The organism is Amycolatopsis acidiphila (assembly GCF_021391495.1).
In the GTDB taxonomy this organism is placed as follows: Bacteria; Actinomycetota; Actinomycetes; order Mycobacteriales; family Pseudonocardiaceae; genus Amycolatopsis_E; species Amycolatopsis_E acidiphila.
Genome location: NZ_CP090063.1, coordinates 5,644,682 through 5,666,009, shown reverse-complemented (window position 1 = coordinate 5,666,009; position 21,328 = coordinate 5,644,682). Strand labels below are relative to the sequence as shown.

At 69.2% G+C, this 21,328-nt stretch carries 23 protein-coding genes, 1 tRNA gene and 2 pseudogenes; 14 read left to right on the top strand and 12 right to left on the bottom strand.

From position 1 onward, the window contains the following. Positions 1-11 precede the first annotated feature (11 nt). From LWP59_RS27790 to LWP59_RS27775, 4 genes are read right to left on the bottom strand one after another with little or no spacing between them, the layout of a single operon-like run. Positions 12-404 carry a cupin domain-containing protein gene (locus LWP59_RS27790; protein WP_144644481.1) on the bottom strand — a complete coding sequence of 131 codons (393 nt, stop codon included), beginning with the start codon at positions 402-404 and terminating at the stop codon, positions 12-14. Beyond that, positions 401-2,125 (bottom strand): SDR family NAD(P)-dependent oxidoreductase, encoded by a 1,725-nt coding sequence (locus tag LWP59_RS41380; protein WP_186383572.1) that lies wholly within the window; start codon positions 2,123-2,125, stop codon positions 401-403. The genes LWP59_RS27790 and LWP59_RS41380 overlap by 4 nt, the downstream gene beginning before the upstream one ends. Further along, entirely contained in the window at positions 2,126-2,935 is an 810-nt protein-coding gene (locus LWP59_RS27780) for an N-acyl homoserine lactonase family protein (protein WP_144644484.1), read from the bottom strand. After that, positions 2,935-4,260 (bottom strand): MFS transporter, encoded by a 1,326-nt coding sequence (locus LWP59_RS27775; protein ID WP_229857624.1) that lies wholly within the window; start codon positions 4,258-4,260, stop codon positions 2,935-2,937. The genes LWP59_RS27780 and LWP59_RS27775 overlap by 1 nt, the downstream gene beginning before the upstream one ends. A gap of 160 nt (positions 4,261-4,420) precedes the next feature. Here LWP59_RS27775 and LWP59_RS27770 point away from each other — a divergent pair, with 160 nt between their 5' ends. From LWP59_RS27770 to abc-f, 9 genes and pseudogenes are all read left to right on the top strand, one after another. Next, a complete protein-coding gene (locus LWP59_RS27770) occupies positions 4,421-5,218 on the top strand; it encodes an IclR family transcriptional regulator (RefSeq protein WP_144644487.1) in 798 nt (265 codons plus the stop codon). Between the two features lie 86 nt (positions 5,219-5,304). Further along, positions 5,305-5,889 (top strand): helix-turn-helix domain-containing protein, encoded by a 585-nt coding sequence (locus LWP59_RS27765; protein ID WP_186383573.1) that lies wholly within the window; start codon positions 5,305-5,307, stop codon positions 5,887-5,889. Positions 5,890-5,894: 5 nt separating this feature from the next. Beyond that, positions 5,895-6,038, top strand: a complete 144-nt coding sequence (locus tag LWP59_RS27760; RefSeq protein ID WP_186383574.1) for a hypothetical protein — start codon at positions 5,895-5,897, stop codon at positions 6,036-6,038. Between the two features lie 101 nt (positions 6,039-6,139). Then, positions 6,140-6,325, top strand: a complete 186-nt coding sequence (locus LWP59_RS27755; protein ID WP_144644493.1) for a hypothetical protein — start codon at positions 6,140-6,142, stop codon at positions 6,323-6,325. After that, entirely contained in the window at positions 6,322-6,876 is a 555-nt protein-coding gene (locus LWP59_RS27750; RefSeq protein WP_144644496.1) for a hypothetical protein, read from the top strand. Before LWP59_RS27755 ends, LWP59_RS27750 begins: the two co-directional genes overlap by 4 nt. Before the next feature lie 264 nt (positions 6,877-7,140). Further along, positions 7,141-7,638: a vWA domain-containing protein gene (locus LWP59_RS27745; protein ID WP_144644499.1), complete on the top strand. Its 498-nt coding sequence runs from the start codon at positions 7,141-7,143 to the stop codon at positions 7,636-7,638. 1 nt (position 7,639) lies between these two features. Continuing rightward, complete coding sequence (locus LWP59_RS27740; RefSeq protein WP_144644502.1) at positions 7,640-8,452, top strand: protein phosphatase 2C domain-containing protein; 813 nt, start codon at positions 7,640-7,642, stop codon at positions 8,450-8,452. Then, positions 8,449-9,429, top strand: coding sequence for a protein kinase domain-containing protein (locus tag LWP59_RS27735; RefSeq protein WP_144644505.1), 981 nt, complete (start codon positions 8,449-8,451; stop codon positions 9,427-9,429). The genes LWP59_RS27740 and LWP59_RS27735 overlap by 4 nt, the downstream gene beginning before the upstream one ends. A 220-nt stretch (positions 9,430-9,649) precedes the next feature. Continuing rightward, positions 9,650-11,263 (top strand): annotated as a pseudogene (gene abc-f, locus LWP59_RS27730) (ribosomal protection-like ABC-F family protein). Here the strand turns inward: abc-f and LWP59_RS40490 are convergent. Beyond that, the gene (locus LWP59_RS40490) at positions 11,193-11,645 is read right to left on the bottom strand and encodes an amidohydrolase family protein (protein WP_144644508.1); all 453 of its coding nucleotides are present in this window, start codon (positions 11,643-11,645) and stop codon (positions 11,193-11,195) included. The pseudogene abc-f and the gene LWP59_RS40490 overlap by 71 nt on opposite strands. Next, positions 11,572-12,003 (bottom strand): annotated as a pseudogene (locus LWP59_RS41215) (amidohydrolase family protein); the annotation flags it as partial. The pseudogene LWP59_RS41215 and the gene LWP59_RS40490, both read right to left, overlap by 74 nt. Before the next feature lie 537 nt (positions 12,004-12,540). Between LWP59_RS41215 and LWP59_RS27720 the strand changes: the two are divergent. Continuing rightward, the gene (locus LWP59_RS27720) at positions 12,541-12,894 is read left to right on the top strand and encodes a hypothetical protein (RefSeq protein ID WP_144644511.1); all 354 of its coding nucleotides are present in this window, start codon (positions 12,541-12,543) and stop codon (positions 12,892-12,894) included. On the opposite strand, the gene LWP59_RS27715 is transcribed toward LWP59_RS27720, so the two are convergent. Beyond that, a complete protein-coding gene (locus LWP59_RS27715; protein ID WP_144644514.1) occupies positions 12,891-13,583 on the bottom strand; it encodes a TetR/AcrR family transcriptional regulator in 693 nt (230 codons plus the stop codon). The two genes, LWP59_RS27720 and LWP59_RS27715, sit on opposite strands and share 4 nt — an antisense overlap. A gap of 102 nt (positions 13,584-13,685) precedes the next feature. On the opposite strand from LWP59_RS27715, the gene LWP59_RS27710 reads away from it, so the two are divergent. The 3 genes from LWP59_RS27710 to LWP59_RS27700 all read left to right on the top strand — a co-directional run bounded on the left by LWP59_RS27710 (position 13,686) and on the right by LWP59_RS27700 (position 15,454). Further along, on the top strand, positions 13,686-14,420 hold the full coding sequence (locus LWP59_RS27710; RefSeq protein WP_144644517.1) for an SDR family oxidoreductase: 735 nt from the start codon (positions 13,686-13,688) through the stop codon (positions 14,418-14,420). Between the two features lie 28 nt (positions 14,421-14,448). Beyond that, positions 14,449-15,288 carry an LLM class F420-dependent oxidoreductase gene (locus LWP59_RS27705; RefSeq protein ID WP_144644521.1) on the top strand — a complete coding sequence of 280 codons (840 nt, stop codon included), beginning with the start codon at positions 14,449-14,451 and terminating at the stop codon, positions 15,286-15,288. 92 nt (positions 15,289-15,380) lie between these two features. Beyond that, positions 15,381-15,454 (top strand) — tRNA-Pro (locus tag LWP59_RS27700). A 192-nt stretch (positions 15,455-15,646) separates the two neighbouring features. Here the strand turns inward: LWP59_RS27700 and LWP59_RS27695 are convergent. The 4 genes from LWP59_RS27695 to LWP59_RS27680 all read right to left on the bottom strand — a co-directional run bounded on the left by LWP59_RS27695 (position 15,647) and on the right by LWP59_RS27680 (position 19,265). Next, positions 15,647-16,723 (bottom strand): pentapeptide repeat-containing protein, encoded by a 1,077-nt coding sequence (locus LWP59_RS27695; RefSeq protein WP_186383462.1) that lies wholly within the window; start codon positions 16,721-16,723, stop codon positions 15,647-15,649. A 55-nt stretch (positions 16,724-16,778) separates the two neighbouring features. Then, positions 16,779-17,936: a site-specific integrase gene (locus LWP59_RS27690; protein WP_144643225.1), complete on the bottom strand. Its 1,158-nt coding sequence runs from the start codon at positions 17,934-17,936 to the stop codon at positions 16,779-16,781. Further along, positions 17,920-18,141 (bottom strand): helix-turn-helix domain-containing protein, encoded by a 222-nt coding sequence (locus LWP59_RS27685; RefSeq protein WP_186383461.1) that lies wholly within the window; start codon positions 18,139-18,141, stop codon positions 17,920-17,922. Before LWP59_RS27685 ends, LWP59_RS27690 begins: the two co-directional genes overlap by 17 nt. Positions 18,142-18,212: 71 nt before the next feature. After that, positions 18,213-19,265 (bottom strand): AAA family ATPase, encoded by a 1,053-nt coding sequence (locus LWP59_RS27680; RefSeq protein ID WP_144643224.1) that lies wholly within the window; start codon positions 19,263-19,265, stop codon positions 18,213-18,215. A 131-nt stretch (positions 19,266-19,396) separates the two neighbouring features. On the opposite strand from LWP59_RS27680, the gene LWP59_RS27675 reads away from it, so the two are divergent. Beyond that, positions 19,397-20,227, top strand: coding sequence for a hypothetical protein (locus LWP59_RS27675; protein ID WP_144643223.1), 831 nt, complete (start codon positions 19,397-19,399; stop codon positions 20,225-20,227). Between the two features lie 8 nt (positions 20,228-20,235). Here the strand turns inward: LWP59_RS27675 and LWP59_RS27670 are convergent, their stop codons facing one another. Continuing rightward, positions 20,236-21,177: a bifunctional DNA primase/polymerase gene (locus tag LWP59_RS27670; protein ID WP_144643222.1), complete on the bottom strand. Its 942-nt coding sequence runs from the start codon at positions 21,175-21,177 to the stop codon at positions 20,236-20,238. Positions 21,178-21,328 lie beyond the last annotated feature (151 nt).

Sequence of the window (21,328 nt, the reverse complement as noted above, 5' to 3'; positions counted from 1 at the left end):
CCGTTCGTCGTTCACCGCTGTTCCGCGGCGAGGTACTCGTCCTCGCTCACCGGCGTCTCCCACTGCGTGGTGCCGAGCGAGATGGCCACGTGTGCGAGCGCGCAGCCGGTGCTCGCGCCGTGCCAGTGCCGCTCGCCGGGCGGCACCCAGACCACGTCGCCGGCCCGCAACCGTTGTGGCGCTTCGCCTTCGCTGCACACCCAGCCGCTGCCGGTGGTCACCTGCAGGATCTGGCCGCGCTCGTGGCGGTGCCAGTGCGTGCGCGCACCGGGGGTGAAGTAGATCGAGTTGATCGTCACCCCGTCGGTGGCGGGCAGCACCGGGTCGGCCCACACGGTGCCGTCGAACGTCGCGCCCCGCTCTTCGGTCTCGGCCTGCTCCGGCCTGCCGTGGACGATCTTCACCGTGCCTCCTCGTCGTGCAGCCGGACCCCGCCGGCGGCGTCGCCGATCGCGTCGACGACGCGGTTGCTGATCTGGTCGGCGTAGCCCAGCGACTGCGCCAGCGCGAAGCTCGCCATCGGCCCGGCGGAGTTGAGCGTCGGCACGCCCAGCTCCCGCAGCCGGTTCACGTACAGCACGACGTCCTTCATCATCAGCGTGCTGGTGAGCCCGCCTTCGAGGTAGTCGCCGTCGACGATGTGCGGGAACCGGTTGAGGGTGGCGAAGTTGACGCCGGTGCTCGCGTTGAACACCTCCAGCAGCCGGTGCATGTCCAGGCCGGCCTTCTTCCCGGCGACCAGTGTCTCGGCCGTGGCGGCGAGGCTCACGGCGTTGAGGAAGTTGTTGAGCACCTTGGTGGTGTGCCCGGCGCCGCTGCCGCCCATCGCGAACACCGTGGCGCTGAACGGTTCCAGCGTCTTCTCCAGGTGCGTCAGCGCGTCGGCCGAGCCGCCGACCATCAGCGTCAGCGTGCCCTTGTCGGCTGCGGCGGCCCCGCCGGAGATGCCGGCGTCGACGAACTCGACCCCGCGCGCGGCGAACGCCTCGTGCAGCTTCACCGTCGACGACGGCGCCGCGGTGCTGAGGTCGACCACGATCTGCCCGTCGCGGCTGTTGGCGAGCACCCCGTCCTCGCCGAGCACCACCTTCTCGATCACGGTGCTGTCCGGCAGGGACAGCAACAGGTGGTCGGCGGCCCTGGTGAGCTCGGCGACCGAGGCCGCGGCCGTGGCGCCCGCCTCCTCGGCGCGGCCCGGCACCGGGTCGTAGCCGGTGACCGGCTGCCCGCTTTCGACGATCCGGCGGGTGATCCGGCCACCCATGTTGCCGAGCCCGATCACCCCGATCCTTGGCGTACTCATGCGTTCTCCTTTCCGCGCTGATCGACGGCCGTGGTGTCCCACGCGCCCGCGCCGCCCGACGGGCGGACCGTGCTGACGATCGCCGAACCGCCGTCCACCGACACCACCTCGCCGTGCACGTACGCGGCACCGGCACTGAGCAGGAAGGCCACGACGGACGCGATCTCGTCCGGGGTTCCCGTGCGGCGCAACGGAACCGTCGTGCCGCGCTGAACCATGTCGTTGCCGCCGCCCGACTCGTCCTGCGCCGCGGTGAACAACCCCGTCGGCACCAGACCGGGGGCCACGGCGTTGACCCGCGCGTCCATCGGCCCGCCGTACATCGCCGCGCCGCATCAGGCCGAGCACCCCGTGCTTGGACGTCTGGTAGGCGAGCAGGTCGTGGCTGCCGCGCAGGCTCGCGATCGAGGCGGTGATGACGATCGCCCCACCGCCGCCCTGGGCCTGGAACCGGCGGAAGGCCGCACGCACGCCCAGGAACGGCCCGCGCAGGTTGACCCCCATGACGTGGTCGAACTCGGTCACGCTCAGGTCGGGCAGCTCGGCGAACGGGCCGGTGATCCCGGCGTTGAGGTGGTGCAGGTCCAGCCGGCCGAAATGCTCCACCGCGACCCGGGTGTAGCGCTCGACGTCCTCTTCGCGCGAGACGTCCGCGCCCACGGCGACCGCCGGTCCGGGCAGTTCGGCCGCGACCTTCTCCGCGCCGTCCTGGTCGAGGTCGACCACGACGACGCTCGCGCCCTCGCTCGAGAGGCGGCGCGCGCTCGCCGCCCCGATGCCGCCGGCGGCGCCGGTGACCACGGCGACCTTGCCTTCCAGCATTCAGCTCCTCCTCTCTGTGGTGGGCCCGACCCGGACCGCGAAACCGGGGTCGGCGGGGTCCAGCGGCTCGAACCGCTCCAGCACCAGCGGGTCGTGCCCGGGCAGCAGCACCGTGTTCGGTTCGGCGGCGATGGCGGCCAGCGCGTCGAAGCCGCGGTACATCGCCTCGAGGTCGGCGACCACCAGGAACGGGCGGTCCAGCTCGACCTCCTCGTAGTAGTGCACCGCGTCCGAGGCCAGCACGACCGTGCCGCTGTCGGTGCGCACGAGCGCGACCAGCTGGCCCGGCGTGTGCCCGCCGACCTCGCGCAGTTCGATGCCGGGCGCGAGCCGGTGCCGCGCGGGCAGCCGGGTGACCCGCCCGTCCCGGTCGGCCTTGGCGATCTCGGCGATGTCCGGCGGCTCTGCCGAGTGTCCGAACTGGACGCGCCCGGCGTACGGGCCGGTCCAGAAGTCCAGCTCCCTGGCCGAGATCAGGATCTCGGCGTGCGGGAACAGGCCGACATGGCCGGTGTGGTCGTAGTGCGCGTGCGTGATCACCACCTGGTCGATCGCCGCCGGATCGACGCCCAGCCGGGCGAGCGCGTCCGGGACCGGAACGGTCGTCGTGCGTCCCCGCCGGGCGCCGACCTCGGGCGTGAAGCCGGTGTCGACGACGATGGTGCGCCCGCCGCGGCGCAGGACCCAGAAGAAGTAGTCCATCCCGAGTGGACGGTCGGGCTCGCCGTAGACGTGGTAGTTGAGGTAGACCTGGCTGGCCACCGTCTGCCGGGTGGCGAACCGGACCGCCAGCACTTCCCAGGTGTCCATCAGCGGGCCTCCGCCACGACCGCCCGCTCCCGCGCGCCGATGTGGCGGCCCGCGGTCTCGGGCAGGAACTTGACCAGGAACACGGTGGCGACCAGCGCGACCAGCACCATGTACGAGGCGGGCCACACGCTGCTGCCGGTGGCGCTCGCGATCGCGCTCGCCACGAACGGCCCCGGCCCGGCCACGAAGGCCAGCGCGATGTTGAACCCGGTGGCGCTGCCGCTGGAGCGGGTCGCCGCCGGGAACAGCTCGACCAGCATGACCACGGTGGTCACGCTCACCAGCGACTGCGGCACGATCAGCAGCAGCATCCCGATCAGCACCGGCGCCACGCCGCCCTGGCCCATCAGCACGAACGCGGGCAGCCCGAGCACGATGTAGCCGACGCTGCCGGTCAGGTTGACCCGCCGGCGGCCGAACCGGTCGGAGATCATGCCGGCGAGCGGGCACAGTCCCATGTAGACGGCCAGCCCGATCGCGCTGAGCACCAGCGCGCTGGTCCGCGACAGGTGCACGGTCTGCGACAGGTAGTTCACCACGTAGGTCGCCAGGTAGTAGAAGCCCAGGCCCTGCACCGCCGCGATGGCGAGGGTGAGCAGCACCGGCTTGAGGTCCCGCTTGCCCGCGGCGCGCAGCGGCTTGTCGGAGACCTTGCCCAGCGCCTTGAGCTCCTCGAAGACCGGGGTCTCGGCGAGCTTCACCCGCACGTAGAGCCCGATGAGGGCGAGCGGCGCGGCGATGAGGAACGGGAGCCGCCAGCCCCACGAGATCATGCTCTCGGCGCTCACCACCGACTGCACCAGCAGCGCGACGAAGCTGCCCACGACCGTCGCCAGCGCCGCGGTCGCGGAGATGACGCTGCCGTAGAGGCCGCGGCGGTTGGCCGGGGTCATCTCCAGCAGGAACGCCGAGGACCCGGTCCATTCGCCGCCCGCGGAGAAGCCCTGCAGGCAGCGCAGGAGCACCAGCAGGACCGGGGCGAGCACGCCGACGGCGTGGTAGCTGGGCAGTGCGGCGATGAGCGTGGTGGTCGCGCCCATCAGCACCACCGACACCGACAGCGTGAAGCGGCGGCCTCGCCGGTCGCCGAGCGAGCCGAGGACCAGGCCGCCGACGGGGCGGAAGAAGAACGCGACGCCGAACACGGCGAGCGACGACAGCAGGCCGACCGTGGCGCTGCTGTTGGGGAAGAAGACCTTGCCCATGGTGGGTGCGAAGAAGCCGTAGACGGCGAAGTCGAACCACTCCATGAAGTTGCCGACACCCGCGGCGAACGCCGCCCGATGCCGTATCCGGCCTGCTGCGTCCGGCGACACCATTGTCATCACTCGACTCCTACGACCAACCCTGATCAGGTCTTGTCCACTGAGTGGACAAGACACTCATTGAGTGGACGTGTTGTCGACCAAGCTAGGCTGCGGCTACGAGGGTTGTCCACGACGGGGCGGCTCGACTCATGTCCGCTGAGTGATAACGTGGTCCACTATGCGAAACGGATCGGAAGCCCCCACGGGCACGGTGGCCCGCGTCATCGCGGTGTTCCGCGCCGTGGTGGAGGCCGGCGGGGACGTCAGCGTCGCCGAGCTCACCGAGACGCTCGGGCTGCCCCGCCCGACCGTGCACCGGTTGCTGGACCTGCTGGCGAAGGAGGACATGGTCGAGCCCGACCCGGCCACCCGGCGCTGGGGGCCGACCGTCGAGTGCCAGCGCCTCGGCGCGCTGCTGGCCGCCCGGCGCGACCTGGTGAAGCTGGCGCGCCCGGTGCTGGCGGAGGTCGTCGAGCGCAGCCAGGAGGCGTGCCTGCTGGGCGTGTACCTGCCGCGGCGGCGGGAGATGATCTACGCGGCCGAGCACACCTCGCCGAACCCGCTGTCGTACCGGATCGAGCTGAACTCGCCGGTGCCGGTGAACTGGGGTGCCTCCGGCCGCTCGATCCTGGCGTTCCTGTCCGGCGAGGAGATCGAGGCGATCCTCGCCGAGCGCGCGCCCGCGCCGGGGTCGGGCGAGAAGGCGCCCGCCGCGAGCGTCCTGCGACGGGAGCTGGAGTCCATCCGGCAGAAGGGGTTCGCTTTCTCGCGCGGGCAGAAGATCCCCGGCTCACGCGGCATCGCCGCCCCGATCCTCGGCGCGGACGCCGTCGCCGTCGGCAGCCTCACGCTCACGATCCCGGAGATGCGCTTCCGCGAGGAGGCGAAGGAGCAGCTCGCGGAGATGGTGATGAGCGGGGCCGCGAAGCTGAGCGCGATGCTCGGTCACCAGGTGCCCCGCGCCTCCTCGGCCTGACCGGCGTCCGGAACGGTAGCCGAGTCGTAACGGGATGCAGTCCTCGCGCGAATTCCTTTATGACCGTTTCGGGAAACGGAGTCGCCGTGGATGTTCGCAAGCAGGACGAGGCGGAAACGCGCGAGGGACTGGCCGGGAGCCTGAAGGGCCGCGGGGTGCTCCAGGGGGCCTTCCGGGTGCTCGAGGTGCTCTCCGGCGCGGACAGCGGGGCCGGGCTGTCCGAGCTCGCCAGAGCCGCGGGTCTGCCGAAGGCGACCGCGTACCGGCTGCTGGAGCAGCTGGCCGAGCTCGGCGCGGTCCGGCGGCACGAGCGGCGGTACTTCGTCGGCGGCCTGCTCGCCCGGCTCGGCAACGCCTGGCAGCCGAATCCCGTGCTGCAGCGCGCTTCCCGCGAACCGGTGCGGCTGCTCTCGGCGCTGGGCACCAGCGTCGCCTCCGACGGCGAACGGGTCCGGATCGTCAGCGCGAACCGCGGCGTGGTCACCGACATCCCGCCGGTGCGGCCCTACGACGAGTACTCCAGGAAGACCGCCGCCGGCCGGTTGCTGCTGCTCGCACGCCGGACCGAGCCCCCGGCGGACGTCGCCGGCGCCGACTGGCGGCGTGAGCTCACCGGGCTGCGGCGTTCGGGCACCGTCGCCATGACGCACGAGGACGTGCTGGCGGGGTGAGCTGTGTGGCCGCCCCGGTCCGGCGCCCGGACGGCGAGATCGTCGGCGCGGTCAGCGCGCTGTCGCTGAAGCGGACGATGCCGGCGGGACTGCCCGAGCTGGTGCTGCGGGCCGCGCGGGAGATCGACCGCAACCTCGCGCGCGCCTGAACAGGTCCGCTCAGCGGACCGGCGCCTTCTTTCGCTCCGCCATCCGGCCGACACTGGGACGGTTCGCTGTGCGCGACCGGATTCCGTTCGAGGGGGAACCAGTGACGGCACGGACGCGGGGACGGCTCATGCCGCTGGTCGTGGTGCCGCTGCTCGTGGTGCTCGCGGCTTTCGTGGCCGGGCTCGTCTTTCCCGCGCACAACCACCAGCACGTCGCGGTGATCGACGTGCGCCAGTCCCGACGCCGGGCGAGGACGTCGCGAAGTTCGCCGGAAAGCTGCCCGTGATCGTTTTCGCGAACGCCGCCGATGCCGGGCAGCCGCTGTGCACCGGAGCTCCCGCGTGCGACGGCGTTACCGTCGTCGTCACGAAGCAGGACGTGCAGCCGGCGCTGGAAGCGCTTTACGGCCCGGACACCGAGAGCAGCCAGAACCCACCGCAGTCGGCGACGTGGCAGGCCACCATCAGCACGAAGACCTTCAACACCCTCGCCGCCGTGCTGACCGCGGTGTTGCTCGCGGTCGTGGCGATCGCCGTCGCCTGGCTACGGCTCTCCCGCCGCCTCGCGCCACCGCGCCGCATCGCGCCGCCCGCCGCCGCACCGCCACGGCCGATCGAGCGACCCGGGCCCGGACAGGCCGTCGCCCGTAGCCATGTCAGCGTGGACGGCGGGTACGTCGAGCTGGGGGAGATCGTCGTCTGGGCGGTGCTGTCCCCGCACCTCCGCGCCGTCGCCGCGCCCGGGAACGTGCTCGACGTGCTCGACACCGACGACAAGAACGCCGTGCTCACCATCGCCCCGGCGCTGGCGGGCGCACAGAGGGGACCGACGCCGTGACCGACTGTCCACCATCGACGCGCTGCCCGTCCAGCCCGCCAAGAGCCGCCTGCTGCTGATGCTGGTCGTCCACACCTCCAGCTCCATGGCCGAGGGCGACCGGATCGGCGAGCTGAACCAGGCACTGCGCAACTGGCGTGCCGAACTGCTGGCCAACGACCACATCCGGCGCCACGGCGAGATCGCGCTGGTGACCTTCGGCAGCAACCAGGTCGTCGCAGTCGACCCGTCGGGCCGCACGGCAGGCCCGCGGGCGAGCCGTTCGTGCCGGTGTCCCGGTTCGACCCGCCGATGTTGCGCGCGGGCGGGGTCACGCCGATGGTCGAGGGCCTGCAGTTCGGGTTCCAGCTGCTGGCGGCACGCCGTCAGCAGCTCAGATCCACCGGGATACCCCTGGTCAACCGGCCGCTGGTGTACCTGATCACCGACGGGGTGCCGACCGACCCGCACGGCAGGCGCAACGACCGGTGGCGCGACTTCGCCCCGGTGATCCGGCAGCAGGAGGCCGGCAAGCACCTGCTGTTCTTCGCGTTCGGCGTGGACGGGGCCGAGCAGGAGGTGCTGGCGGGCCTGGCCCCGTCGTCGTGGCACTTCCTGGCGAACCTGTCGTTCGCGGAGGTGCTCACGATGGTCTCGGCGAGCATCGAGTCGGCCTCGGCGGACGCGGCGCGCTCGAAACCGTCCGAAGAGGTCTACTCCGACGTCAGCAGCAGGCTGGAGAAAGAAGCGCGGATTCGCGAGTACCTCAGGGGGCTCGGCTGAGATGAGTCCACCGTGGAGAGTCGTCGCGGCGAGCGTCAAGGGACCCTCGCACGCCGGCACCTCGCGACCCAACCAGGACCGGAAGCTCGTCCGCCGGATCGGCCGCGGCGGCGCCTGGGTCTACGCCGTCGCCGACGGCGCCGGGTCCCGCAGCCGCGCCGACACCGGTGCGCTGCTCGCCGTGGAAGCGGCCGCGGCGGCGGCCGAACGGGTCTTCGGCGCCCGCACCCCCGCCGAGCCGGAGGACTGGCAGGGCGCGGTGCGGGCCTTCGCCGCGGAAAGCCTCGGGCTGTTCGACCACGCCGTCGCCGCGGAGGTCGCCGCGCTGCCGGAGACCGGCGGGGAAAGTCCGCAGCAGCTGCGGTCCTCGTTCGCCACGACCCTGCTCGCCGTCGTCGCCGCACCACCGTTCTTCGGCTACTTCAGCGTCGGCGACTGCTTCCTCGTGGTCGACCGGGAGCCCGGCGGCCCGCACCTGGTGGTCGCCGCGCCCGACCGCGAGCACGCGGGGGAGACCGTCTTCCTCACCTCCGCCCGGCGCGAGGCGCACCTGGGCCGTGGCGTGATCGTGGACAGCAGGATCCGTGGGGTCGCGTTGTGCAGCGACGGGCTGTCGGAGGGGATGCTCGACATCGTCCAGCACGCCGACGGCAGGCTGCAGCAGCGCGCGCCCGGCGAGTTCTCCGCCTACTTCGACCATTTCGCCTCACCGGCCGTGGACGACGCCGAGCTGGCGCGGAAGCTGCTGTCGAAGGAGTTCGCGGCCACCTCGGGCGACGACAAGACCATCGTGCTGGCGGTCCGGACGACATGAGCCTGCAGCTGCCCGACGGCCGCAAGGTCAGGCTCGGCGCCCGGACGTTCGGGCGCGGGGCGGAAGGGCTCGTGCACGAGCTGGCCGGCACCGAGGACCTGTGCGCGAAGATCTACCTCGACCCGGCGCCGGACCTGCACCAGCGGCTCGTCGCGCTGATGCGCACCGAGCCCGCGACCTGGCCGGGCGACCACGCCGAGCACCTGCACGTCGCGTGGCCGCGGCAGGCGCTGCTCGACGAGGGCGGGCGCACCATCGGCTTCCTGATGCCGCGCGTGGCGGGCCGTTCGCTCACCCGGCTGTTCGACCCGTACGTGCGCGCCGAGGCGATCGACGAACCCACCTGGCGGGTGCTGGTGGCGGTCGGGGCGCGGGTCGCGCGGCTGCTGGCCAGGCTGCACCAGGCCGGCATCGTGGTCGGCGACGTCAGCCCGGCCAACATCATGGTCTCGCCGACCGGGCACGTCACGCTGATCGACTGCGACACGGTGCAGTTCACCGACCCGGCGACCGGCATCGCGCACTCCTGCGCGAAGGTCACGCCGGAGTACGCGCCACCGGCGCTCGCCTGCACCGGCCCGGCCTCGCTCACCCCCGCCGACGACGCGTTCGGCCTCGGCATCCTCATCTGCCAGCTGCTGATGGAGGGCGACCACCCGTTCGAAGGGGTGCCGGCCGACCCGGCGGAGGCGGACGCGCTCGCGCAGGACAACATCCGGCTGCGCAACAACCGGATACTCTATCCGCAGCGGTTCGTGCCGCTGCCGGGTGCGATCCCGCCGACGGTGCTGCCGCCGCAGGTGATGGTGCTCGCGCAGGCGTGCTTCGGCGAAGGGCATTTCCGGCCCGAAGCGCGTCCGCTGCCGAGATCGAGCGCGCGGAGGCCGAAGCGCGGCAGGGCAACGAGAGCGCGGTCCGGCAGCATCTGGCGGCGACCGGCCGGTGGGCGCTTTCGGTCGCGGAGAAACTGGCACTGACCGCGGCCTCGACCGCCAGCAAGGCAGGCCTCGGCGGGTGACCTAGCATGGAGTGCGGCGAGTGATCGGAACGAGGAGACAGCCGTGGTAGGTGACGACGACATCTCCGGGTGAGACCGGATGATGATCGGCCACCGCCGGACGCGACCGGCGTCGTGGCCATGCCGTCGTTCCCTGTTTCCCGCGGGCTTGTGCCCGCACCACACTCAAGGACCTCCGCATGTCCATCGTCTGTTCGAACCTGTCCTTCTCCTGGCCCGACGACACCGTCGTGTTCCAGGGCCTGTCCTGCACCGTCCCGGGCGGCCGCACCGGTCTCGTCGCGCCGAACGGGGCCGGCAAGAGCACGCTGCTCAAGCTGATCGCGGGCGAGCTGCGCCCGGACAGCGGCAGCGTGTCCGTCGACGGGCTGCTCGGCTACCTCCCGCAGACCCTGCCGCTCAGCACCGAGCTGACCGTCGCCGAGGTGCTGGGCGTCCCCCCGGTGCTGCGGGCACTGGCCGCGATCGAGGCGGGCGACGCGAGCGAGGAGCACTTCACCACCATCGGCAACGACTGGGACATCGAGGAGCGCACCGCCGCCCAGCTCGACCGCCTCGGCCTCGGCGGCCTGTCGTTCGACCGTCCGTTGCGGACACTCAGCGGCGGCCAGGTGGTGTCGCTCGGGCTCGCGGCGCAGCTGTTGAAGCGGCCCGACGTGCTGCTGCTCGACGAGCCGACCAACGACCTCGATCTCGACGCGCGACGCAGGCTCCACGCCGCGCTGGAGGACTGGAGCGGTTGCCTGCTGCTGGTCAGCCACGACCGTGCGCTGCTGGACCGGATGGACCGGATCGCCGAGCTGGACCGCGGCGAGCTGAGCTTCTACGGCGGGAACTTCACCGAGTACGAGCAGGCGATCCAGGCCGCGCAGGAGGTCGCCGAGAAGAACGTCCGCAACGCCGAGCAGGAGGTCAAGCGGGAGAAGCGCGAGATGCAGCAGGCGCGTGAACGGGCGGCGCGCCGCGCGAGCAACGCCGCCCGCAACGTCGGCAACGCGGGCCTGCCGAAGATCCTTGCCGGGGCGCGGAAACGCAACGCCCAGGAGTCCGCGGGCAAGGCGGACGACACGCACGCCTCGCGGGTCGGCGACGCGAAGGCCCGGCTCGACGAGGCGGAGCGCGCGCTGCGCGACGACGAGAAGGTCGTGCTCGTCCTGCCCGGTACCTAGGTGCCCGCCGGGCGCACAGTGTTCCTCGGCGAGGGGATCGGGGTCCGGCAGCTGTTCGGCGGCGGGGTCGACCTGGCGATCCGGGGGCCCGAACGGATCGCGCTGACCGGTCCGAACGGTGCGGGGAAGTCCACCCTGCTGCGGGTCGTCAACGGCGACCTCGAGCCGGAGGCCGGGCACACCAAGCGCGCCGAGGGACGGGTCGCCTACCTGTCCCAGCGGCTGGACCTGCTCGACCCGGACCGGACGGTGGTGCAGAACCTGGCCGCCTTCGCGCCCGGAATGCCCGAGGCGCAGCGGATGAACCTGCTGGCGCGTTTCCTTTTCCGGGGCGCGCGCGTGCACCTGCCGGTCGGCGTCCTCTCCGGCGGCGAGCGCCTGCGCGCGACGCTGGCCTGCGTGCTGACCGCCGAACCGGCGCCGCAGCTGCTCCTGCTGGACGAGCCGACGAACAACCTCGACCTCGTGAGCGTGGGGCAGCTGGAGAGCGCGCTGAACGCTTACCAGGGCGCGTTCGTCGTCGTCAGCCACGACGAGCGCTTCCTGGCGGCGATCAAGGTGAACCGCTGGCTGCGCCTGGCGGACGGCCGGCTGACGGAGACGGGGGCGCCGCAGGGGGAGTGACGAGGCGGCCGGCCTGCCAGACCCGGCGGATCCGGCTGCCCAGGTCGCTTACGTCCAGGTCGGTGCCTGCCAGCAGGACGAGATCCGCCCGGAGCCCGGCCGCGATCCGCCCGCGATCGTGATCGAGGCGAAGCAGCCGCGCGGCCTCGGTGGTCGCGGCAGCGAGGGCACCGGCGTCGCCGAGGCCGGCTCCGGCCAGCAGGCGCAGCTCGGTCAACAGATCGACATGGGGGACGTGGCGCGAGATCGGAGCCCGCGGCGATCGGGATACCCGCCTCCCGCGCCAAGGCGAGCGAGCGGCGGTGCGCGGGCTCGTCGATCGGCGCGAGCGTGGGCACGTACCAGCAGCCGTGCTCACGCATCGCCACCACGGCGGTCCCATCGAGGAATACGCCGTGCTCGACGCTGCGCACTCCGGCCCGTGCCGCCGTAGCGGCGGCCCCGGCGCTGTGCGCGTGCGCGAACACGTCCCGCCCGCAACGGCGTGCTTCGTCGACGAGGGCGCGCAGTTCCTCGTCGGTCGGCCCGATGTCGCGGCCCTCGCGCACCGCCCGCAACGCCCCCCGGCGCCCACCTTGATCCAGTCGGCCCCGGCGCGCACCATCCGCCGCACGGCGGCCCTCGCCGCGTCGGGCCCGTCGAACAACGGATCCGGCAGCGACGGGTCGGCGATGCGGTCCAGGGGCCCGGTGTCCGGGCGCCAGGCATCGCCGAGGCCACCACTGCAGTCGACCGCTCATCACCGTCCACATCGGACCCGACCACGACGATCCGGCCGGCCCGCACCAGCACGTCGGCCGGGCTCGTCATGTCCTGGTCCGGGTCGAGGACCAGCGCACCGGTCAACAGCAGGCTCACGGGCGACGATCCTGGTGCGAGACCCGCTGGTTGCCGGGCTGGCCGCCGGCCCCACCCGCGCCCACGGTTGCGTTCGCAGACAGGCGATCCTCGTCCGTGAAGGACATGCGACCGTCTCCTTTTCGTGCCGACCACGTGCCGACCACCTGCCGAGACCGCGGTCCCCACTCTCATAGCAGCGCCCCCGGCCCCGTTACCAGGACAAAAGACGCCGACAGCCCGATCGGCGGGTCGGTGCCGGTCGGCGTCGCCCCGCACTTCCCGTTTGACGTGAAGCAGATTCGGGTATTCGAGCACACCATTCGTTGAACAGCCAGCGGAGGCGTGGAATGCGACCGTGCGGTGAGGAGCCTGTCGGGGCCCGGACACTGACCGAGACCGAAGGGCTTTTCACGCTCAGAGAGTGGGCGAGGGCCTCGTTGACGGCGCTCTGGTCCGAACAGACCCTGCTGGACGCCCTGGTCGTACTGGAAGAGCTCGTGAGCCACGTGCGCGCCGAGGGAGTCCCGGCACAGGTCCGTCTTTCGTATCGCGGCGCGAACCGCGTCCACATCGAGGTCGACGACGAGCGGGCGGAAGCCGTGCCGCTGGGCGCGGACGTCGGCGCGGTCCTGATCCGGCACCTGGCGCGGGGGTCGGGAGCCGAGCGGCATCGCGGGCACACCACGTTCTGGGCGGACGTCTCGCTCGTTCCCCGGCACATCCCGGCCAAGCTGCCCGGCGTCCGGGCCGTGGCGCCGTTCGAGCCGGACGGGAAGTGGTCCCGGAACTAGGCATCCTGCCGGGCGAGTCGGTCGAGCCAGTGCAGCAGCAACGCCGTCTCCGGCTCGCCGAGCGGGCGCTCCTGTCCGGCCCGCAGGAGCGCGGCGAGCTGCGACGCGGCCGGCGCGACGCCCGGTTCGGCGGTTCGTGAGCCGTCGTCCTCGACGAGCAGGCCGGCGAACACCGCGTCGCGGACCCGGCGCGAGAGGCCGGGGTCGTCGTAGATCTCGGGCTGGGTCACCAGGTTCAGTGCCACCCCGATGTTGGCGGACATGATCGCCTGCGCCGCCACGTCCGGCGTAGTGCGCAGCTTGCCGGCCGCCGCGCAACGCAACAGCACCTCCCGCAGCAGGCGCAGCGCCTCCTGCGCGGCGGCCGGGACCGCCTTGAAGCTGGGGGAGTACATCAGCCGGTAGACCGCCGGATGCGCGAGCGCGAACGCCACGTGCGTGTCCCAGCCGTTGCGCAGGTCCTCCACCGGGTCCGGGGAACCCTCGGCGGCGCGCTTCGCGGCCAGGTAACGGTCGAACCCGTAGTCCACGACCGCGCTGAGCAGGCCGTTCTTGTCGCCGAACAGCCGGTACAGCACCGGTGCCCCCACGCCCACTGCCTCGCACACCGCTCTCGTGGCGATGTCGCGGTCCGGGGAGGCGTCGAGCAGCTTCTCCGCGGCTTCGAGCATCTGGGTGCGCACGTCCATGTCTTCAGCATAACCCTGCTACCGGTCCGACGTAGCAGGATTATGCACCTAGGTGGTATCGCTGTTACGGGCAAGGCGGAACGACGTTATGAAGGAGTCGACATGAGCACCACATCGCGGGTGGCCCTGGTGACCGGAGGTTCGCGCGGGATCGGCCGGGAGACCGCCCAGCGCCTCGCAGCCGCGGGCTACGCGGTCGTCGTGAACTTCGCGAGCAACAAGACAGAGGCCGATGTCGCGGTCGAGGCGATCCGCCAGGCCGGTGGCCAGGCGATCGCGGCGCAGGGCGACGTCGCCGACGAGGTGGCGATGGCTTCGGTGTTCGACCAGGCCGAAGCCGAGTTCGGCGGGATCGACGTGGTCGTGCATGCTGCGGGCATCATGCCGCTCTCGCCGCTCGCGGAGATGGACCTGGCGGTACTGGACCGGGTGCTGCGCACCAACGTTCGCGGCACCTTCGTGGTGGACCAGTTGGCCGCGCGCAGGGTGCGTGCCGGCGGGGCGATCATCAACTTCTCCAGCTCGATCACCCGGTTCTCGCGGCCCGGCTACAGCGCGTACGGCGCCAGCAAGGGTGCCGTCGAGGCCATCACCCTGACGCTGGCGCGGGAGCTGCGCGGCCGCGACATCACGGTCAACGCCGTGGCGCCGGGCCCGATCGCGACGGCGTTGTTCTTCGACGGCAAGAGCGAGGAGCTGGTCAACCGCATCGCGGCCGAGCCGCCGCTCGAGCGGCTGGGCGAGCCCGGGGACATCGCCGACGTCGTGACGTTCCTGGCCGGTCCCGGACGGTGGGTGAACGGTCAGGTGCTCCACGCCAACGGCGGCGCGATCTGATCTCGTCGGTGGCGTTTACGATCACGCCATGCGCTTCGCTATCAAGACATCGCCGCAAAACACCGAGTGGGCCGACATGCTCGCGGTCTGGCAGGCCGCGGACGACATCGAGGTCTTCGAGTCGGGCTGGACGTTCGACCACTTCTATCCGATTTTCAGTGATTCGTCCGGCCCGTGCCTCGAAGGCTGGGTGACCCTGACCGCGCTGGCCCAGGCCACCCGCCGGCTCCGGCTGGGCACGCTGGTCAGCGGGATCCACTACCGCCACCCCGCGCTGCTGGCGAACATGGCCGCGACCCTGGACATCGTCTCCGGCGGGCGGCTCGAGATCGGGATCGGGGCGGGCTGGAACGAGGAGGAGTCGGGTGCCTACGGCATGCGGCTGGGGCCGGTGAAGGAGCGGAGCGACCGGTTCGAGGAGGCGTGCGAGGTGCTGGTGGGTCTGCTGACCCAGGAGACGACGACGTTCGCGGGTGAGTACTACCAGCTGACCGAGGCGCGTTGTGAGCCGAAGGGCGTGCAGCGGCCGCATCCGCCGATCTGCATCGGTGGCAGTGGTGAGAAGCGGACGCTGCGCACGGCAGCCAGGTTCGCCCAGCACTGGAACTTCGTCGGCGGGACACCGGAGCAGTTCGCCCACAAGCGCGACGTGCTGCACCAGCACTGTGAAGCCATCGGCCGGGACCCGAAGGAGATCACGCTCTCCAGCCACGTGCGGCTCGGTGAGGACCGCGACTACGCCAAGGTCGCAGCGGATGTCGCCGCTCTCGGTGAGCAGGGCCTGGACCTGGCGATCGTCTACCTGCCGGTGCCGCACACCCCCGAGGTGCTGGAGCCCCTGGCCGAGGCCCTCGCGCCGCTGGCCTGAGGGTCCGGCTGGTGGGGCCACCCCACGTGAAAGGACCTTGACCGGACCCCTTAAGCTACTTGTCATCGCCCCGCACGCGAGGCGATGACGGCCGGGACGTGGCGCAGCTTGGTAGCGCACTTGACTGGGGGTCAAGGGGTCGCAGGTTCGAATCCTGTCGTCCCGACGGCCTGAGGGGGCCTCTGACCTGGAAGAAATTCGAGGTCAGAGGCCCCCTTTGCAGTTGACCGATCTCTTCGCCAAAGCAGTCAATCGCCCTATGCGTATTCGGTGAGTGACAAAGTGAGTGACTAAGCTCCGGGGGCCTTGGCTCCAGAGCGCGTCGAGGCAACGGTCGACCAAGCGAAGGCGCAGGCACCTAGTGCCAGTCTGCCAGCCCCTGTTGTGGCCACCAGGCGGGGCGCTTGATGCCTGGAGGTAAGAGGGTGCCGCCGTTACCAACGGCTTGGTCGACTTGCTCCTGAGTGAGCCCGATCGTCCGGGAAAAGTCAACATCATGCAATCGCGCTTCGGACAGGCTTGCTCCCGACATAAGCGCGTCATCCATCTTGGCCGTGATGATGAGATCTTTAGGTACAGGCTTATTGCGATGAATGTCAGGGTTCTGAACTACCAAGGAAAACGTCGCCCTGTTCAAGGTTGCACCAACGAGAATGGTGTTGGAGAGGTTAGTCCCCGCAAAGGCCGCTCCTGTCAAATCTACTCCTTGTAGGAACGAGCCCGAAAGATCGGAGTAGTCGAACTGTGCATTGCGAAGGTTGTCGCCCCAGATCGTGTGGCCACGCAGGCGGCTTCGACTTAAATCTAGTCCCGTCAGGCGTTCTTCCAGCTGCGTGGAGCAGAGTACTTGCAAAGCTGCTCCAACCTCGTGTTTGCGGTCTTTCTCAGGAGTGGAGCCGATCGTCGGGCTTTTTACTCGTATGAATGCGCAAATTACGGATGCTATCACTTTAGGGTCGCCAGGCGCACTACCCTCTCGCATCAATTGCTGCAGGGAGTACACTCCGCCGAGTGAGATAATGATAGAAGTCCCCCCCAATTGCTCCACTGCCTTCGCGAAGCGATCTGTAAAATGACCGCGCTCTGCTATTTGCACGTTTCGAATTGCTACTTGTGCATTTTCGTTCGCGACTTGAAGGGTTGCCACAGCTACCCGCGTGTTGCGCAGGTTCACTAGTAAAGTACCTATCGCGGCAATTCCTGCCAGTCCAAGTAGTAGTGCGCTACGCGTCGAGGCTGTTGCCGAGATGCGGGATGCCTGGTATTCGGGTGAAGACATGCTGCTTGACTTGTCCGGCCCAGGTGGGTAGAGCATGTCTGGAACCCGCCACCAGATTGCGACGAACGCTACCGCTAGTACTGTTATCAAGACTACGACGCTAGCTATCGCGGTCGGGCCACGATCCGCAAAAAGTGTTCTGATCGAATTGGTCACGTCAGCTATTATTTCACATCGCCCCCGAGTTGGACGCATCCTGTCCGGGCCTGAATTATTGATTTGGTGCGAAGATGCGGTCCATAGCGGTCGCGCCCTCCAGTATCACTGGGCGAATTTGATGGCGATAAACCTGTTCTGTCACAGCGGTCCCACTGTGTCCACACAACCGGGCGATATCCTCCAGTCGGACGCCCGAGTCTGAAAGCAGTGACACGAAGCTGTGCCGCATCTCGCGAGGCGTCCACTCCTTCGGCGTGAGGCCAGCAGACTTGATAACCTGACGAAAGTCACGCCTTACGTTGTGTGCGTCGAGTGGGGTGCCCGCTGACGATGTGAAGACCAGGTCATGATCTTCCCACTTCTGTCCGGCCTGACGCTTTGCTTCTGCTTGCCGAATTCGGTGGAGTCGTAATGCGACTACGCATCGTATTGGCATCGCCAACGTCCGTCGGGATTTTCTGGTTTTCGTGTCACCCCCAGCGCGGACCGAACGCCAGACGCTGATAGAGTGCACAGTGGGCGAGTTGGAGCCAACATGCACGCCGAGGTTCACATGGTTCCAAGTGAGCGCGCGCAATTCTTCCGTACGAGCGCCAATCAGTAGTGAAAGCACGACATAGGCGTGAAGGTGCGAGTTCTCCGCCGCTTTTAGCACAGCTTCCGCCTGCTCGAAGTTAAGCGACTTTGACGGCCTGCCTTCCTGCCCGGTCGGGATCTCACAGAGCGCTACGACATTGCGCTTAACCTTGTCGCGAGCCTGGGAATGCCTAACGGAGCGGTTCAGGATCGAGTGCAGCAGCCGGAGGGTGCGGGTGCTGACCCGCGTGGCCACGTCGGCAAGCCACTCGTCCACATCCTCAGCGGACAACTCCCGAAGCTTCCGCTTGCCCAGCAGTGGCAGGAGGTGCCCGTCCGCGAGGTAGCGGTAGTTCTTCACCGTCTCGGGATGGCGGCCGCTGAGGCCGTAGGTGAGCCAGTTGCTTACCGCCTCCGCGACGGTGTATCCGGCCGGACCAGTTGGCAGGCCGTCGTCGAGGTCCCGCACTAGTTCCTTGAGCTTGTCCTTGGCCTCGGTCTTGGTCTTACCGCTGGCCTTGCGGACGATGCGCTTCCCGGCCGGGGTGTAGCCGGTCGTGACCTCAGCGATCCAGCGTTGACGGGACTCCGACCAGTAGAGTCCACCGTCCCCTCGGCTACGCCGCTTGGCCATTGACACCCTCCGTTTCGTTGATGAGTAGTTGCACGTAGGCGGTGATCGCCTGAGCTGGGATGAGCCGGGCACGTCCCTGCTTGACTGACAGCAGCCGTCCGGCGCGGATCTGCTCATAGATGACGGATCGGCTCATCGACAGCAAGCGCATGGCTTCGGTGATCCGGTACAGGTGCCGGTCCAGCATCCCGGGTGGTGTGTCCATCGCGTTCCCCCTCGGCGTGGCGGTAGGCGGTTGGGCGGTTGTGACAGGTGGGCGGGGCGTCACTCGTGCTGTCACTCCTGTTCGTGCTGGTCACCGGCGGTTGAGTGACGGAGTGACAGCTGTGACAGGGGTGGGCAGCTGTCGCTGTCACTCGCGCCTTCGGTGGGGAAGTAGGTCCCGCCAGGTGCGGCCCGGACCTGGGCGTCCTTGGCCATGCGAGAGAGGGTCTGCCGGACACTGTTCGAGTTGAGCTGCAACGCGTCGGCGATGGCGGCGGGTTTGCTGCCGGGGTACTCGCGCACGAATCGGGTGAGCAGCGCGCGGGTGTCGTGCATCTGGTAATCCCCGGCGGGACCGTCGAGCTTGGTCCAGGCGCCGGAGGTGGCGTCGAAGCTCATGGCGTATTCGGCCTCTTCGACGTCGCGGCCGGTCACGTGCAGCACCCCGTCCGCCTGCCCTCGCGTCCGTTTGAGCACGAGCGTGGCGTCCACCGCACCGGTCAGCCCGTTCGTGCCGGACACCATGTCTTGGAAGTCCTCGGCGCCTTGCTTGCGGACGTGGTGGATGAGCAGGAACGGCACGTTGTAGTGGTCGGCCAGGGTCTTGAACCGCACCGCAGCGGCGTAGTCCGCGGCGTAGGCGGACATGCCGGCCGGGTCTGCGCCACGCATCTTGGCGAAGGTGTCGACGATGACCAGCCGCGCGTGCGGGTTGGCGTCGAGCCACTCACACAGCAGCGCTTCCCCGCCGTGCGCCATCGTCGGACACGCGGTCTCCAACGTCAGCAGGGGCGCCGCCCGGCCTCCGGCCGCGAGCATCTGACGGCGGCGGCGCTGCAACCGGCGTCCGGTGTCCTCCAGGGCGCAGTACAGCACTGGCCCGCGCTCGACGTCGATTGCGTTGAGCGCGGGGTCGCCGTTGGCGATGGCGGCGCCCAGACCGAGTGACAGCCAGGACTTGCCAAGCTTCGGCGCCCCGGCGAGCAGGTTGAGTCCTTCGCAGAGCAGGCCGGGCACGGCCCAGCGCGGTTCCGGGAAGTCCACGGCCATCAGTTCGGCGTCAGTCCAGCGGGTCTTGCGGGCTGGTTGCTCCGGGACCGGCGACAGTGCGCGGGGGGCAGGCATGATCAGTTGCTCCCTTCGGCAATCAACGCGTGGACTTCGAGGCGTCGTACTGGACTGGCGGTGGATAGAAACGAAACTGCAGCGGGGAGCGATTGAAGGAGCAGAATGCCAACCCCGTGAGAGGATTTTGCGTGTCCAACCCCGATGTAACGCTTGTCCTGCTTGGTGAGCCGTGCCCGCATCTCGGGTTCGAAGAACTTGAGCCGTCGATTTCGCCTCACACGGAAAAACTTCTTCGACGTCTTGCCGTTACCGTCGTTACCCAGGGAGATGAGCAACACGAGCAGCTTCAGGAGGAGTTGGCCTCGACTGGGTTCGATGAAGCGATTCTCTCGGACACCGGAGGTGGCAAGTGGAAGGTGGCTCGGAACAACTACTCCTATCGATCCAGCGAGAAAGTCTCGACGTATACCCACTCGATCGAATTGGAAGAGCGTGAAGAACTTGTCCTTGAGAAAGTCCTGTTCGAAGGGCTCACGCTTGTTCCCGAGCGTTGGCAGCCTATCGAGATGGCTTCCGGCCTGTACATGATGGAAATACTCGCTCAAGTTGACCCAGAGACGCACAAGAAGCTGGAAAACGTACTCCAGGATCGCCGATTCGTCGGTGATCGCGAGCATCGCTACTTCGATGTGACGCTTGTTGGGGTTAAATCTGCCCCCGCTAAGATGAGATTCGGGCGATGCCTGTGGGAACCTGGCAGTGAGGGTGTTCGGCACTGTCTCGTGTTCGTTCCGTACGAAGACGACGAGTCCAATGATCAGCCAGCCTACGAACCAGCGATGACGCGCCTGCAAGAACAGTCGGTTATTGCCTCGATAAAGCTCGACACACTTATTACTGAATTGCAAAAAGCTGGCGTAATCGGTGATGCGGCCGTTGATCGAATTAACAATATTCCTGACCCGTTGCCCCGACGTGAGTTCGAGCGGACTAGGAATATCATGGAGTTCTTCGTGTGAATGACTCATTAGGCCACAACCCGGGGGCGGTTGCGTCCGGTGCGGAGGCCGGAGGCGATGGTTTGGCGGGCTTGGTGCTCGTTATAGGCGCCTTCGGCGAGATGTCGCCCGGCCGCGGTCAGCAGCACTGCTTCGTGCTCGGCCTCGGTGAGGGCACCTCCGGCCACGAGCTGTCCGAGGGCGACCGCGGCGGCGTAGAGGGCGGCGTTGCGCTGGCTGCTGGGCGCGGCGTGGACCTTGGCGCTCTCGGCGCGGATGGCGGCTTCCAGGTACCGTGCCCGGCCAGTAGTCGGCCGGATGGGCACCACCGGCGCGGCCGGGAGCGATGCAGAGGTGAGCCGCTCGGCGAGCCAGCCGGGCAGCGGCGCCGGCTCACGGTCACACAGGTACTCGTACGCCTGTCCGTCCATAGTGGAGCCAGGCGCGACCACGTAGCCACCCCAGGCGCGGGTGTCGATTTTCCAGCCGAGTCCGTGTCCGCGGTCACCCTCGGTCTTGCGCAGCTCAGCGCCGTCAGGCGCCGCGTAGTACAGGTGCAGTCCCCCGGAGGGGGTCCGAATCGTGAGGGTGTCGCCGGGCAGCTCCTGTCCGGCCTGCTCGGCTACGATCGCGAGCACGTCTTCCCCGCTGGTGGCGCCCCGGCGTGCCCACTCGGCAGGGATGGTCTCTCCGAGCTTGGTCACGTCAAGGTCGATCACGCACAACCCGGACGGCCCGGTCGCGAGTCCGATGTTGTAGGGGGCGAGGGTCCAGGCTGCGCGGATGCGGTCGGGGTCGGTGGTGGCCCGCTGCTCCCAGCCGAGGTGACCGTTCGAGCAGGGACCGGTGGCTGGGCAGTTGGTGTGCCCGTGGAGCGCGGGTCGCTTGGTGTTCGGGCGGAGCGGGAAGACGTGCCAGCCGCGCTCCGCTGCTGCGAGGGCGGCGCGGGTGAGGTTGTCGCGGGTGTCCATCGAAGACCCTTCCGGAGTGACGATGTGTGACGGTTTTCGGGTAGGGAGTGCCGTGGCGGGCACCCTCTGCCGGTGCCGCCCAGGGGCGGGTTCTGGAGTTAGTTGGGGAGTTAGATCGTCGGAAGCGGGTTAGGTTTCTAACTCGCCGGGC